The sequence below is a fragment of the Paenibacillus selenitireducens genome, assembly GCF_002021565.1.
Taxonomy (GTDB): domain Bacteria; phylum Bacillota; class Bacilli; order Paenibacillales; family Paenibacillaceae; genus Paenibacillus_K; species Paenibacillus_K selenitireducens.
The window spans coordinates 674762-690270 of sequence record NZ_MSZX01000001.1 but is presented as its reverse complement, the minus strand read 5'-3'; the positions used below and the strand labels follow the sequence as shown (position 1 = coordinate 690270).

Genomic DNA, 15509 nt, shown 5'->3' with positions numbered 1-15509 from the left:
GGTACTCATGTATTGATATGTGACAGTTATCACGTATTGCGCGAATAACTATATTAGGGAAGGTGACCTCGTTGTCGAATAATAACAAAGCTGCCGTATATGGTGGACAAGCCGTGCTTGAAGGCGTCATGTTTGGCGGTAAACATGTCAATGTGACAGCGGTCCGGCGCAAAAATAACGAAATTAAGTTCTATGAAGTTCCCAAAAACGATAAACCTTGGGTAACGGCTCTCAAACGGATTCCATTTATTCGAGGGATCGTTGGTATCGTCGATTCCAGCGCCAAGGGTTCACAACACCTGAATTTCTCTGCAGAGGCCTATGCTGAAGATGAGATCGATGATCCGGAAGAACTGGCCAAAATGAAAGAGAAAGAAAAATCAGGATTTAACCTGGCCATGATTGTCGGTGTGGCCGTTGCGGGTATCATTGCATTCGTATTTGGAAAAGTTGTATTAACTTTAGTGCCGGTTTTTATAGAAAACTTGCTCTTTGGAAAAGCTTTCGATAATAAGATATTACACAACCTCATTGAGGGCGTTATCAAAATCATCCTCTTGTTGGTGTACTTGTGGGCTATCTCTCTGGCACCGCCGGTCAAAAGGTTATTCCAGTACCACGGCGCAGAGCATAAAGTCATTAGCGCCCATGAAGCAGGCTTGGATTTAACCGTCCCAAATGTACAACGCTTTAACACGCTTCATTATCGTTGCGGCAGCAGCTTCATTATTCTATCCGTCATTATTGGTGTGATTATTTACTCCTTCTTCCCTTGGGATAACTTGTGGGAGCGTGTCATTCAACGTCTGCTCCTGCTTCCGGTCGTACTAGGCGTATCCTATGAAGCCCTTCGCTTTACCAATATGCTTCGCGATACACCCGTCTTGAAGTATCTAGGATATCCGGGTTTATGGCTGCAGCTATTGACGACTAAAGAGCCGAATGACGAGCAAGTGGAAGTATCTATCGCTTCTTTTAATCGGATGAGAGAACTTGATCAACAGATTTCTAAAGGGTAATTTTTATTCACGAGAGGATGATGTTTCATGGTAAACCGGCATCGAATTTCCTTTTATGTCATTATTGGGTTAGCGTGTCTGGGTATCCTCGACGCCATTATTGGTGGAAATTACAACCTTTTCATTCCCATTGTCGTGTTCGGTATTGTATTCCTACTCTTGAAATTTCCGCCAGGTCGTTATCGACGTACACCTCGCGTGAAGGTATCGCCACGAACGGAAGCACGGTACTCGTCGAAGTCGCAGAAACCGAAACGGAAGAACGTTCCTTTCCGTGTCATCGAAGGCTCCAAAGGAAAAGATGACAGTGACGATAACATCCCTCGGTTTCACTAATAGGTGATCCATGAGAAACCTCTATCGTGGCCTTTCGAAGATAGTGACCGCGATGAGATGACAAAAAGCTCCTGATCTTTATGAAGATCAGGAGCTTTTTCATTGCTTTATTTTACAGGTAGCTGTATCTGATATTTCTTATATTGAGATTCATATTGTTGATAAGACCATTGTTCGAAGAACTTCCTGCCTGCAAGATAACCGGAATCAAAGAGCTGCAAGCTCTGCTCTGTTGAAATATCGAATTGCGTATTCCGAATCCCTAACGTTGGGATTTTGATCGTCCGATACCGATTGTACTGCTCGATGTATCGCTCATCATGGGCAGACATCATGGTCTCGAACATCGCTTCGAACATCGTGAAAAGTCCCTGAATGGGATGAGGCTGATTCTCATGTTTACCAACCATTTGAAAGCCTACTGTCGGGATCATCTGCTGCGTTCGCGGATTCCGTTCATTCTCGAACAGCCAGAGCGGAAAATTGCTAAGGAGCCCGCCGTCCACAATATATGAGAACTGATTGGTAAAACTCTTCTTTCGTCCTATCTGATTCGTTGATGAATTTCGTATCATAACCGGATCAAAAAAATAAGGGATGCTCGTACTCATCCGGACAGCTTTTGCAATTTCGAATTTAGGGGGATCGATCCCGTAATTCGCAATATCGTCAGGCAGAACCAACAATCGCCCATTCGAGATATCCGATGCGATGATTTGTAATTTACGAGGACCTAGATCGCCAAACGTCCGAATATTCTTCGCCCGCAATATCGAATGAATCCAATATTCCAATACTTCCCCTGAATAAAGTCCCTTTTTCAGCAATACCCGCACTGCAGGACCAATGAACTTAATGTTAAAAATAGGCGCTCGCTTGAGGAAAGAAGAAAACGGTGTCTGAATAATAATTTCCTTCATCTCATCTGCCGAATACCCTGCAGCGAGCAGTGCTGCAACAATGGAACCTGAGGATGTGCCTGCAACACGATGAAAGGTTACCCCAAATTCCTCTGCTGCTTTGATTGCCCCTGCAAGCGAAATTCCTTTGACGCCACCACCTTCAAATACCGCATTGACAAGCATCCGCTCATCCCCTTTTGTGAAGACAACACTATGCACTTCACTACAAGCTTATGCGGCATGCACATATCTTTATGTTATCGGGAATAATAAGCTTGTAAGCGATCAGCAATGCCAAGTACATTCTTCTGCAGGGTCTGTGCTCTGAAGAAGATACTGCCTGTAACTTGCCCAGATTGTTGATTATAGTCTAGTTGATTGATAATCGTATCGGCCGTTCCCCAACCTGCTTCTGTGGTACCTAACTTATATGCTGCTTGTCCGATGTAAAGCTTGACGGAGGTCCCTCTTGTTTCATGGACCCACCAATCTACGACTTTATCGTATGGAGCCGCTTTGGTGTTCACATTCCAATAGACTTGAGGAGCAATGTAGTCGATCCAACCATTCTGGATCCACGCTCTTGCATCGGCATACAAATCATCATAACTATTTACCCCTGCCGTTGTCGCTGATCCTGTAGGATCCAGCTTCACGTTCCGCCAAACACCAAATGGACTGATTCCATATTCCACATGACTTTTCGCTTGATGAATTTGTACACCTAATTCCCTTACAAATTGATTCACATTGTCGCGGCGCCAGTCGCCTTTGTTATTGAAATTCCCTTGGTTATACGTTGCATAGGTCTGATCATCCGCGAACGGCTCGACGTTCTGCCCGTAAGGATAGAAATAGTCATCCAAGTGAACGCCATCGATATCGTACTGATTCACAACTTCCATAATAGCGCTAATAATATGTGCGCGTACCTCAGGAATACCTGGGTCGAACATCAGCTTCCCTTGATGCTTGACGACCCAATCCGGATGCTGGATGGCTGGATTATCTGACGATAAATTCTGCAATTTATCATCAACGCTGACTCGGAATGGATTGAACCACGCATGAAATTCCATCCCGCGAGCATGAGCTTCTTGAATCATAAAGGCTAGCGGATCATAACCGGGATCTTGTCCCTGCGTACCTGTTAAATATTTGGACCATGGAACTAACTTCGAAGGATAGAACGCATCGGAAGCCGCACGAACCTGTACGAATACGGCATTCATGCCCGTTGTTTTCAAATCATCTAACAGCTTCGTGAACTCTGCCTGTTGCTGCTCCTTAGAAAGACCCGATTTCGAAGGCCAATCTAGGTTATATACGGTGGATACCCAAGCCCCACGTAATTCATTTTCTTCCTTCGGATATGTATCTTGTTCTGAGGTCAGTGAGATGGTCCGTGCCGTACCATTCCAATCGACGGTTACGCCCAAATTCTCAGCTACAAAACGAAGTGGTACCAGCACACGCGAATTTCTCATTGAAGCTGGTTCATCGAGTTGAACTTGTGCCCCGTTGACCGTTACCGTCTTACTGTTCTCTTGTAATACCAGCACATTATTATTCTGATAGATTGTGACAACTCTATTCTTCCAATCCACATTAGCTCCTAGCGATTCACTGATCACACGCAAAGGAACCATGGTGATATTCGTTCCGGGTGTCAAATAGGGCGGAACATCTGTAACGATGCGCCGATCATTGAGAAAGAGTTGGATCTCTTTCTCCTTCCCTGCTGCGAATGCAGAAAAGGATGGTGCAATACAAAAGAAAACCATGACAACAAGCATTAATCTACTAAACTTCATTTCTACCTCCCATATAAATGTCATTCTATTATTATGATAAATACCTCTAGCGAAGTCCATTCGAAGATGAGCGACCGCGCTTAGAGGTAGTAAATACGAATCCTATGAATAGAGGCATCCTCACTATGATATAAAACGAGTTTATTCGTTAAATAGTTGCATAGAGCTGTATATAGACATGAAAACCCCCTGTTTCCGCAGAAGGGGCTCTTCAAAAAGTACCTTCAACCTAAATAAGCGAGCCTGCAAATGCAAGGTGCATGGTAATACTCGCTGTCCATCTCAAACGAACGAATGATGACCTTGATAAAGAACTCTAAGTAAGAATTGATACAAAGAGAGACGACTATTCGTTCAAAATCGAACAAATAGTCGCCTCTTAAAAAACCATCATAGAAATGAAAAACATAAATTTTTCAGTACCTTCGGTCTTTCTGACCGAATTTTTTCTCCCATTGATGCTATGTTGGATTTATGCAGGATAAGACGTCCGAATGAGCTTTGTTACTCATCTATATTGGATTTATGCAGGATAAGAGCCATGAATTGAGCATTATTGGCGTTTTTCCTCCGTTTTTGTTGGAAATATACAATATAGACGCTTAAATATAGGCAAATCCATTAAAGTTATTGAATTTATACAACATAGCAATCTTCATCTTCAGGTTTTTTTAGGTGTCACTTTCGGTTAACTCGCTTTGAAGTGATTGATATTGACGCAATCGTTCCGGATCACGCTTGAAAAACTCCAATAGCGTTTCAATACAAGTAATGGAATCCCAACTGAGATGATGTTCAATGCCTTCAACATCGGTATAAATGTTCTCATGTTGAACCCCAATGGTGGTTAGAAATTCCTCTAATAATTGATGACGATCCACTAATCGCTTACCCATCTTCTTCCCTTTATTGGTTAGGATAAGACCGCGATATTTCTCATATATAAGATAGTTATCTTTATCCAGCTTCTGAATCATCTTCGTTACAGAGGAGGGATGGACTTCAAGACCTTCCGCAATGTCAGATACCCGTGCATAGCCTTTTTCATCAATCAGTTTGTAAATTCGCTCCAAATAGTCCTCCATGCTCGGTGTAGGCATTGGTTCCCCTCTTTTCCAGCTTAATAAATCGTACTTAGATATGATACATGGATTGGATACTCAAATGCAAGTCCATGTATGCCCAAGTTTTTATACATTTAAAATTTCAACCACTCCGGTGTGATGGATTGCAGCCAGATCGTAATTTGACTCATGCGATCCGTGAATAATAAGATGGCCATAATGATCATGACCACGCCGCCAATTTTCATCAGAAGATTCGAATACTTCAATATCCAACGTGTCGAGCCGATAAAAAATGCAAATATGAAGAATGGAACCGCAAAGCCAATCGTATAAGCCGTAATCAGCGACAGCCATGTATTCGGCTCCGTCGCAGCAAGACCAATAATCGCCGTTAGAATTGGACCTACACACGGCGACCAGCCAGCGGAGAAGCCAATACCGAATAGGAAAGAGCCGATATAGCCTGCCGGCTTAAATTTCAATTGCATTTTACGCTCTTTCATTAAGAATTGCGGTTGAAAGATACCGACCAGAAACAAGCCCATGACAAGAATAAGAATGGCACAAATTTGACGAATGAGATCTTTATAATTAATAAATGCATCTCCGATAAGACTCGCACCGTAGCTTAGCGCATAGAACACGATAGAGAACCCTAATACGAAGAAAAACGTATGCGACATCGTACGCATCCGAACTTCACGCGTATTCTGTTCGGTCTTTAAGCGATTCACAGACATGCCTGTAATAAAAGATATGTATGAAGGATAAAGCGGTAAGCAGCAGGGCGAAATAAAAGAAGCCAGCCCTGCCCAGAATGCAATCCATACGTTCATCTCGATATCGTTCCCCCTAAACTTTGAGACCTCGTTTGACGATCATCGTCACGATTAGCATGGCAATTAACATCAGTACGATCATTGCTCCTGGCGCCAAGCTCCACACCCCGGCAATCAGGAGTCCCGCAATCGCGGCAATTTCTGCGATAATAACAGAGAAAATAATAGATTGTTTGAACCCTCTCGCAATGAGCATACTGCATGCAACCGGAATCGTTAGCAATGCCGATATCAGTAAGGCACCTACGATTTTGATCGACACGCTGATGATCAGGGCCGTAAGCACCGTCACCATCGCATTTAACATTTTAACCGGTAAGCCAGTGACTTCCGCAGCATCCTCATCAAAGGTGAGCAAGAATAATTCCTTCCAGAAAACGGCCACCGCAATAAGAATGATAACCGCCACACCCGCGACGACATAAATGTCTGCATTGGTTAACGTATAAATGCTGCCGAATAGATAACTTGATACATTCAGATTAAAACTCATCCCTAAGGTGAAAAACAGGGAAGCCAACGCCACCCCGCCAGACATCATAATCGCAATGGACAGCTCTGCGTAGGTCTTGTACGCTTTACGCAGCTTCTCGATCGCAAACGATGCCAGCAAGGCAAATATCAATCCAACCAACAACGGATACACTTGTATCAGAAAACCCAATGCGACACCGGCAATCGTAACATGCGCCAAGGTATCTCCAATCATGGATAAACGTCTTAACACGAGAAAAGTTCCCATCAACGGTGCAACGACCGCAATGAGAACACCTCCGATGAGTGCTTTTAAGAAGAATCCACTCGCCAGTAACTCTAGTACCATATTCAATCCTAACGTCCCCTTTAGTGTAACTCGGCCTCTCGCGTCGATAAGCTATGTGCTAAGTTCGTATCCACACAATTTTCGATCTCATGCGAGTGCTTCACATAGAACTTTAATTTGCCGCTCTGCTGAACAGGCTCTTTTCCCAGATATGCTTCAATCATTTCCATGTCATGCGACACCATAAGGAACGTCATGCGATGATGTTGGTGCATATGTTGAACCAGCTGAAAAAAATCATGTTGGGTCTCAATATCAATGCCTACGGTAGGTTCGTCCAAGATGAGCAAATCGGGATTATTAATTAATGCCCGAGCAAGAAACACCCTTTGCTGCTGTCCCCCGGATAATTGTCCAATGCGTTTCGTTGCAAGATCCGATATCCGCATCACTTCCATTGCATCTGTACACTTCTGTACATCTGCTTTCGGAATCTTCCGCGCGATGTTTCGTTTTCCGAAGACACCCGACTGAACAACTTCCCGTACCGTTGCTGGGAACAAGGGATTAAATGAATTTTTCTGCGGCACATAACCTATTCGCTGCCAATCTTTAAATTGACTTATCGGTTCTCCGAATAATTCGATCGACCCGGTCTTCGGCTTTAACAAACCGACGATCATGCGCATTAACGTTGTTTTGCCAGCACCATTGGAACCAATCAGTCCGACAAAATCACGCTGCTTCACAGCAAAGTTCAAATCGCGAATTACGGATTGATCTTGGTAGTCAAAAGAAACATGGTCGAGCTGGATGACATGTTGATGACATAGCGCATTCATAGATGATTCAATCGCCATTTTCGCATTCCCCTTTATTTGTTCTTCCTCTATTGTAAAGCCTTCACTAAATTTTGCAAATTGCGTTCCATTAATGTAACATAATTTTCACCAGATGCAGCCTGTTCTTTCGTCAATCCTTCAATCGGATTCAGCACCATTGTGTCGACGTTCGCCTCGCTGGCTAACATCTTAGCTACGGTATCTGACACAAGCTCCTCGAAAAATATATATTTGATCTCATGTTCCTTCACATACTTCGTCAAGGCCAGAATATCTTGGCTGCGAGGTTCTGCTTCAGGAGACAATCCCATCATCGCTTTTTGGGTTAACCCATAATCACGGCATAAATAACCGAAAGCTTGGTGTGAGACGACAATTTCCTTTTTCTTCGTTGCTGAGAGTTCTGTCGTAAATTTCTGATCCAAATCTTTCAACTTCTGCTCAAGTTTCACGTAGTTCGCTTCGTAGTCACTCTTATTCCCCGGGTCAACTTCGATGAAGCTGTTCTTAATATTCTCCGCCATGATGAGTGCTGATTTGGGGCTCACCCAGGTATGTGGATCGATATAAATATCTCCTGCATGGTCATCTTTATGGTCACTCGTCTTCTCTCCATGGTCATGCCCATCCGTGCCATCGGCATGAATCCGTTCAATTCCTTGGCTCACTTCAACCGTTTTGAGACTTGAACCCGCACCTAGCCCCTGCAAAAAATTAGGAATCCAACCTTCTAATCCAGCGCCATTATACAGTAAGAGCTGCGATTTCGACGTTACATTCATCTCTTGACTCTTCGGTGTCCAATCATGAGGTTCTACCCCAGTAGGAATGATATTCATGACGTTCGCGTGTTCCCCGCCGATTTGCTGGGCGAAATCATAGATTGGGAATATCGTTGTCACCACATTCATTTTATTCTCATCTAACTTCACCGTATTATTCTGATCACAGGCAGCCAGTGCCAATGTTAATACCATGATTAATGTACAAAATAGTACAATTCTAACTCTTTTCATTGCTTGTTCCTCCCCAACCCTGTCCTTACACTTAATCGTAAACATTACTGTTAGGATTATAAGTAGTTTATTCGTCCCTGTCAATACCAAAAAACTGTACTCTCTCTAGTGTATCAGAGAAAACACAGTTTACATCATAGGCAGACGCACGGACGAGGAAATAAAAGGTCTACCAAGTGTATCGTTGAAGATACGACTTTGATAGACCTTACTCCAAGCTATGATAATAATGAATTACTTCACGATTGCACCATTCGGCATGGAATCCGGAACGGTCGCTAACGTTAGTTCTTCCCCTTTAGAAGCCGCCAAGATCATCCCTTGGGACAATTCGCCACGCAGTTTCACTGGCTTCAAGTTTGTCACACAAATGACTTTCCGACCCACCAATTGTTCTGGGGTATAAAACTTCGCGATGCCCGAAACGACTTGACGTTGTTCATAACCAAGATCCAACTGTAGTTTTAACAGCTTATCTGCCTTTTTGACGGGTTCTGCCGCCAAGACTTGGGCAACACGCAGTTCAACCTTCATGAAATCGTCAATGGCAATCTCGGCTGCCTCAGCGGGTGCCTCTTCTTCTACCTTAAGTGCTGGTTTCACTTCTTCTGCTGCAGGTGCTGCATTGCCTTTCATGGCAGATGCAATGTATTCTACCTCAACCGCTGCATCCAGACGCGGGAAGATAGGATCCCCCTTCACAAGCTTCGTACCTGCTGGGATAAGTCCAAACGTATGGGTGCTATCCCAAGTCGTCAATTCTCCAACTGCAAGGCCTAGTTGTGCCCAGATTTTGAGAGGGGCTTGCGTTAAGAACGGCTGCAGCAGCACAGAGCTGATCCGCAAAGCTTCGACGAGATGAACCATAACGGACGCAAGCTCCGGACGATTCGCCTCATCTTTTGCAAGTGCCCATGGTTGGGTTTCATCAATATACTTGTTCGTCCGGCTGATGAAGGCGCCAATTGCCGTCAAGGCTACGGAGAATTCCATGTTATCCATCGCTTCCTCAGCCTTTTGGACCGTTTGTAAAGCTGTTTCCTTTAAGACTCCGTCAAATGCCGTGACATCCCCCGTATACTGCGGAACTTCACCATCAAAGTACTTATCTACCATCGCAACCGTACGGTTCAACAAATTCCCTAAATCATTCGCAAGATCTGAATTAATCCGTTCCACGAAGCCTTCAGGCGTGAACGATCCGTCTGATCCGAATGGCACTTCACGAAGCAAGTAGTAACGAAGGGAATCCAGACCATACCGGTCAATTAAGGTCACGGGATCCACGACATTCCCTTTTGATTTCGACATTTTCCCGTCTTTCATGAGCAGCCAACCATGAGCAAATACTTTCTTCGGCAGCGGTAACTCTAATGCCATCAACATGATCGGCCAATAGATGGTATGGAAACGTACAATTTCTTTCCCTACCAAATGAACATCAGCCGGCCAGTAACGATTGAACAAAGCTTCATCGTCCGTACCGTAGCCCAAAGCAGTAATATAGTTCGACAGTGCGTCAATCCATACGTAAACCACATGTTTCGGATCGCCTTTTACTTTCACACCCCAATCAAAAGATGTACGAGATACGGCAAGATCCTCTAGTCCCGGCTTAATAAAATTGTTAATCATCTCGTTCTTACGAGATTCGGGTTGAATAAAGTCTGGGTTCTCTTCATAATAAGCGAGAAGTCGATCCGCGTATTTGCTCATGCGGAAGAAGTAACTTTCTTCTTTGACAAGCTGTACAGGACGTCCGCAATCCGGACAATTCCCATTAACTAATTGACGCTCCAAGAAGAAGGATTCGCACGGTGTACAGTACCAGCCTTCATACTCGCCCTTATAAATGTCACCTTGCTGAAGCAAGCGGTCAAAAATGACCTCAACCACCTTTTTATGACGTTCTTCGGTCGTACGAATGAAATCATCATTCGAAATGTCAAGCTTCTTCCAGAGTTCTTTGATTCCCGCTACAATATCATCTACGAATTGCTGAGGTGTCTTCCCTGCTTCTTGTGCCTTCTGCTCAATCTTTTGTCCATGCTCGTCTGTACCTGTTAAATAACGGACGTCAAAGCCGCGTAGACGCTTATAGCGTGCCATGGCATCTCCTGCTACCGTCGTATAAGCATGACCAATGTGCAGTTTATCGCTCGGGTAATAAATCGGCGTCGTAATGTAGAATGTGTTCGTTGAGTTACTCATACATGACATCTCCTTCTAATATAAAAATACAAAAAACTCCCGCCCCGCTATGGGACGAGAGTATGCTCACGTGGTACCACCCAAATTTCCTTTCTTCTTCGCAAAAGAAAGGCTCAACCAGTCCTTTGTTGGACTGTCCATTAACGCTGGGCACGCTGCAACCTTACAGCAAGAGGTCAACCCTACATGCTGCTCGAGAGCAAATCCTCCAAGACCATCTTCCACAATGTCTCCTATCCCGGTTCGCAGCTTTCCCCGGTTCTCTGGACTAGGCACCTCTGTGTACTCATCTCTTCGTTGGATCACATATATACCTTGAATATAGCGACATCGACAGCGAATGTCAAGGCAACGAATCACGTCGTCGATTTGCGCGGCGGAACTGGATCATACCCACCTGGATGAAAAGGATGACATCGACCGATCCGTCTGATCGCTAACCAAGATCCCTTCGCCGCCCCATGAACTTCAATCGCTTCTAAGGCGTAGGCAGAGCATGTTGGATAAAACCGACATGTCGGCGGCTTCAAAGGCGAGATTACTTTGCGATAAAAATGAATCGGCGCTTTGACCACCATTTTCATCGGCTTCACTTCGATATCTCGACAGCTGTTGAAGAGGGTACACTCAACCCTTCAGCTTCGGTGGCAAGACAGTCTTTGCAATAACCAAAAACTTCGAATTTATGCTTCACCACTTGAAATTGATCTGGAACATCCGTCAGCTTCATCGGACAGAAGGTAATCGGATACGTCTTCTCACACGTCAGACAAATCAAATGATGGTGATGATGATCCTCCGAACAACGTGCCTTGAATTTCACGCCCTCTTCGAACATGATTTGCTCTAAAGCACCCAGCTCCTGCATGACACGTAAATTGCGATATACGGTATCAAAGCTTAAGCCGGAATAATGCTGACACATATATTCATAAACATCTTTCGGTGACAAATAACCTGCTGATTCTGCGAACAACTTCGCTAACGTTCTCCGTTGATCGGTAATTCGCAGACCTTGTTTGGACATGATCTGAACGATCTCTTCTGTCTTCAACAATGCCCTTACCTCCATCTATCCGTTCTATCTCTTAATAATGCAACAAATTTCTACACCCGTCAATCAAGTGAAATCTGCGCTCGATAGAAGAAAAGCTCCCCTTCACAGGAGAGCTTCATGTCACTATACTTCTACATTAAAATACGTACCAAGCTGCGTTAACAACATGTTTGCTGCACGCACACCGCCCGCCGTATTCCATATTACATCATCCACAAGGAACGCTTTTTTATTTTTCACAACATTCAAGTTCTTCCACAGACTATCGTTCGTCCATTCTTTCTCAAGAGCTGATGCTTCACCATTCCCTGTCTCATACGTGAAGTAGAAGAGAATATCGCCTTCCATTTCCGGAATCCGCTCTTTCCCGATATCATCAGCGAATTTCGCTAAATCCTGTTTCTCCGGACGCGCAAAGCCAATTTCCTTCAGGATAATGCCTAAGAACGTATCGTTATAGTAAATCCGTACGATGCCTGGCATAAAGCGCACAACGGATACCTGCGTTTTGAGTTGATCGCCGGCTTTTTCTTTAAATGCAGCGATCCGTGATTCATATTTCGCTAAGATCGTGTCGCCTTCCGCTTTTTTATTGACAGCTTCCGCCCATAATTTGAAGTTATCTTTCCATTCACCGCGAAGGGTCTCCGACATAACTGTCGGTGCAATCGCAGACAATTGCGCATATATTTTCTCATGACGCATTTTCGTCCCAAGAATCAGGTCCGGTTTAAGCGATGCGATCAGCTCGATGTTCGGCTGTTTCTCATCTCCTACATTTGTCACGCCTTCCATATCGTCTTTAATATGCGGATACCAAGGATCACCTGTCCACGATTTCACAGCACCTACGGGTTTGATGCCGAGTTCAAGCAACGCTTCTGTTCCTTCGTTCGTTAGCACAACAACGCGTTTGGGTTCTGGGTTGATTTTGGTTTCTCCCATCGCATGCTTCACCACGATTTCAGTCGCTTCCGCCGTGTTCGCTTTGTCGTCTGCTGCTGCGCTCGCGTCCGAACTTGTGGACTTTCCACCCGAACATGCTGTCAGGAATAAGGATACAATCAATACTAGAAAAAAGCCTTTCTGCCATACCTTCATTTGCAATTTTTTCTCCTTTTTATTTCAACTGATTTTGATAATCATTCTCATAACTAAAATCCTACTGCGATCTTTTACGCTTGTCAAGCAAAAAACAACAAAAAACCGTATGGGCCATCGAGAGATGATCCATACGGTTTCGCATTTTTCTTATACTCTTATTTTTTCTCTAACGGGTAGAACAGCAAGTTCACTGGCAAGTTACTACCTGATACAGGTGTGAAAAGAATCGTTACATTTTCTTCTGTAGCACCCGTACGGTAGATGACGCTCGAATCATTGGCATTCTCCAAGGAGCCATTGTTCGGTGCTTCTGTCATTTGACCATTGACCACGAAAATCCCTTTGTAGATACCACCGCGACCATTGAATGCAATCAATGTGTTTGGAGCGACATGATTCAGGCGAATGGTGTACATCACGCCGTAATTCCCCATATTGATGCTTGGCATGCCATTGGAGTTGTCGACTCCGTTCAGATACAGATCATCGTTATTGTCTGCGAACACAAGACGGGAAGGCTTCTCGCCAACGACTTGCTTCACCTCAATCAATCGATCGGCATTTTCATAAGTTCCGCGAATATGAACGTTGTCCCGCGGCAATAATGGCAAGTTGGGTAAGGATTTTAGAATATCTTTGCTAGGATTGATCGCCGCCACCTGATAATTTACAGGTAGATCCGAATATACATCACCCATCAAGCTTACAACGTGCGTAGGTTTCATGCTCTGAGCGCTAAGTTCGTCGAAAATCACTTTGCTCTCACCCGGTTGTAATGTAATTGTATGATTTAAAGATCCGGCATTCAGCGATTTGAAGTACCGCTCAACAGACAACTTCCCTGTTAATGCTTCGAACTCGTTCGGTCCGGCAAACCCAACGTCGCGAATGGTAACTGTCGTAGGTTCGGGATTCGGATTCGTTACGATCGCATACACTTTCAGATTCTGAGATGAAATGTTCTTGTGATGTATCAAGAATCTTGCTTCGCCTTGTTGCGTATCACGGAATAGAACCCCTTCACTTGTCAGACTTTCTGGACTGTTACTGCGAAGTAATGTCTGTGTCATGTCCGTAGATACGAACGGCGTTTTGGGCATATTCAGAATGTCATTGTTCGTCAACGTATATTTGTCACCCACAGGCGTGTACATTCTGAAGAACTCATCATGAGCATATAGCGTTTCATTCGTAATCGTAATCTTTTTTGTAAATTCGCCGACTTGACCCCAACGGTCTGTCACGCGTAATGTTATGGTCTTTTCCCCTGGTTCAAAGTAACCAATGGATTTGTTCGTCCATTCACGCTTCGTAATTGCATCTTCATCATCTGTACTCTGATCAGAGAACGTGACGAGTTCACCCATTTTGTAAGTATCTTTGTCGGTTTCGAAGAACGCTACTGGCGGTAAATTCTTTGGTCGGACAGTAATCGTTACCGAGTAAGGTTCACTCCATACACCGTTTGCGTTCATAACCCAGTGCGTTATCGTATGTTGTCCTGGTTCCATGAAGATATCATTGTTGCCTTCCCAGCGATGTTGCACGATAGCCAAGCCACGCGGGTCAGCAGACTTATCTTGATAGGTTACGGTCGTTTGTTCTGCAAAAATATCTTTGGTGGGTGATACGGTAAACTCAGCTGTTGGTTGAGCCGTTAAGTTCATCGTAATTTTTTTGGCTGTATTGTCGACGGTATAAGGAATTTTGAGTGCAGAAGTAATGGCCGTCAATGGCACCATAAATACATTGTTTTGCTGGTATGCTGCACCTTTCGCCGTGTACGACTTTCCGTCGATACGGTAGGCTGCACTGTTCGTTTTGAAGCGAACTTCTTGCTGCCCGCTCTTTAGAATCGTTTCTTTGGTCGTGGAATCATATTTCACTTCGAAGCCGGCTTGCTCGGCAATCGAACGGAGAGCGATGTATGAAATCCCATTTTTTACGGTTAAAGGCTGTAAGGCTTTGATCTCTTGATCATTGTGATACATCTTGTCACTGTTCATCATGACAACAAGAATGTCTTGTGCTGATCCTGCTGGGATATCAGGTCCTGAAGTGTTAGGATCTGTAGGCGTTGTCGGATCGACTTTGCCGTTAGGTTCCTGACCATCCGTTGTTCCATTCCCTGTTGGATTCGTAGGATCGATCGTCGTTGGATCTGTTGGTTTCGTAGGATCGATTGATGGATCTGTTGGGTTCTGCTTATTCGCATCTGTTCCTGGATCCGGTGTTCCCGTTGTCGTTCCGTCGGTCTGAGTTGTTGTTTCGTTGTACGTTGTTTGCTGCGATTTATCGCCCGATGGTGCTGCTTCTGCAGATACCGGTAATCCGATGCATAGTTGAGCGATAATGAATGTGGATAAAAGTGCTGTTTTAAATACTTTCATAACGTGCTCCTTCTTCATGTCTTCATGTACGTAGATATAGTTCGGCAAATAAGTTTCAAGTATATAGACGTTGTAAATCCAAGAAAGTTTCTTACAATGTTAAAATAATGTTAAAAAACCGACATCCGCTTTTTGGATATCGGTCTGTA

General features: G+C 44.2%; 15 protein-coding genes. 2 read left to right on the top strand and 13 right to left on the bottom strand.

Features of this window, described 5'->3' with window-relative positions:
• The first annotated feature begins 128 nt into the window (after positions 1 to 128).
• Together BVG16_RS03135 and BVG16_RS03130 are read left to right on the top strand one after the other, a co-directional pair.
• Entirely contained in the window at positions 129 to 1019 is an 891-nt protein-coding gene (locus BVG16_RS03135) for a DUF1385 domain-containing protein (RefSeq protein WP_144027287.1), read from the top strand.
• 27 nt (positions 1020 to 1046) lie between these two features.
• Positions 1047 to 1355 carry a hypothetical protein gene (locus tag BVG16_RS03130; protein WP_078497052.1) on the top strand — a complete coding sequence of 103 codons (309 nt, stop codon included), beginning with the start codon at positions 1047 to 1049 and terminating at the stop codon, positions 1353 to 1355.
• Positions 1356 to 1462: 107 nt separating this feature from the next.
• On the opposite strand, the gene BVG16_RS03125 is transcribed toward BVG16_RS03130, so the two are convergent.
• From BVG16_RS03125 to BVG16_RS03065, 13 genes are all read right to left on the bottom strand, one after another.
• Positions 1463 to 2440: a patatin-like phospholipase family protein gene (locus tag BVG16_RS03125; RefSeq protein WP_078497051.1), complete on the bottom strand. Its 978-nt coding sequence runs from the start codon at positions 2438 to 2440 to the stop codon at positions 1463 to 1465.
• A 74-nt stretch (positions 2441 to 2514) separates the two neighbouring features.
• Positions 2515 to 4071, bottom strand: coding sequence for a family 10 glycosylhydrolase (locus BVG16_RS03120; protein ID WP_078497050.1), 1557 nt, complete (start codon positions 4069 to 4071; stop codon positions 2515 to 2517).
• Between the two features lie 671 nt (positions 4072 to 4742).
• Positions 4743 to 5171, bottom strand: a complete 429-nt coding sequence (gene mntR, locus BVG16_RS03115) for a transcriptional regulator MntR (protein WP_078497049.1) — start codon at positions 5169 to 5171, stop codon at positions 4743 to 4745.
• A gap of 98 nt (positions 5172 to 5269) precedes the next feature.
• Positions 5270 to 5974 (bottom strand): cytochrome c biogenesis CcdA family protein, encoded by a 705-nt coding sequence (locus BVG16_RS03110; protein WP_078497048.1) that lies wholly within the window; start codon positions 5972 to 5974, stop codon positions 5270 to 5272.
• A gap of 16 nt (positions 5975 to 5990) precedes the next feature.
• The gene (locus BVG16_RS03105) at positions 5991 to 6800 is read right to left on the bottom strand and encodes a metal ABC transporter permease (RefSeq protein ID WP_078497282.1); all 810 of its coding nucleotides are present in this window, start codon (positions 6798 to 6800) and stop codon (positions 5991 to 5993) included.
• A gap of 20 nt (positions 6801 to 6820) precedes the next feature.
• Positions 6821 to 7600, bottom strand: a complete 780-nt coding sequence (locus BVG16_RS03100) for a metal ABC transporter ATP-binding protein (RefSeq protein WP_078497047.1) — start codon at positions 7598 to 7600, stop codon at positions 6821 to 6823.
• 29 nt (positions 7601 to 7629) lie between these two features.
• On the bottom strand, positions 7630 to 8598 hold the full coding sequence (locus tag BVG16_RS03095; protein WP_078497046.1) for a metal ABC transporter solute-binding protein, Zn/Mn family: 969 nt from the start codon (positions 8596 to 8598) through the stop codon (positions 7630 to 7632).
• Positions 8599 to 8832: 234 nt separating this feature from the next.
• Positions 8833 to 10809, bottom strand: coding sequence for a methionine--tRNA ligase (metG, locus tag BVG16_RS03090; protein ID WP_078497045.1), 1977 nt, complete (start codon positions 10807 to 10809; stop codon positions 8833 to 8835).
• Positions 10810 to 10875: 66 nt separating this feature from the next.
• A complete protein-coding gene (locus BVG16_RS03085) occupies positions 10876 to 11115 on the bottom strand; it encodes a hypothetical protein (RefSeq protein WP_144027273.1) in 240 nt (79 codons plus the stop codon).
• Between the two features lie 50 nt (positions 11116 to 11165).
• Positions 11166 to 11393, bottom strand: a complete 228-nt coding sequence (gene yidD, locus BVG16_RS03080) for a membrane protein insertion efficiency factor YidD (protein WP_078497281.1) — start codon at positions 11391 to 11393, stop codon at positions 11166 to 11168.
• A gap of 5 nt (positions 11394 to 11398) precedes the next feature.
• On the bottom strand, positions 11399 to 11866 hold the full coding sequence (locus tag BVG16_RS03075) for a Fur family transcriptional regulator (RefSeq protein WP_078497043.1): 468 nt from the start codon (positions 11864 to 11866) through the stop codon (positions 11399 to 11401).
• A 123-nt stretch (positions 11867 to 11989) separates the two neighbouring features.
• Positions 11990 to 12967 carry an ABC transporter substrate-binding protein gene (locus BVG16_RS03070; RefSeq protein ID WP_078497042.1) on the bottom strand — a complete coding sequence of 326 codons (978 nt, stop codon included), beginning with the start codon at positions 12965 to 12967 and terminating at the stop codon, positions 11990 to 11992.
• A gap of 158 nt (positions 12968 to 13125) precedes the next feature.
• Complete coding sequence (locus tag BVG16_RS03065; protein ID WP_158081609.1) at positions 13126 to 15360, bottom strand: copper amine oxidase N-terminal domain-containing protein; 2235 nt, start codon at positions 15358 to 15360, stop codon at positions 13126 to 13128.
• Positions 15361 to 15509 lie beyond the last annotated feature (149 nt).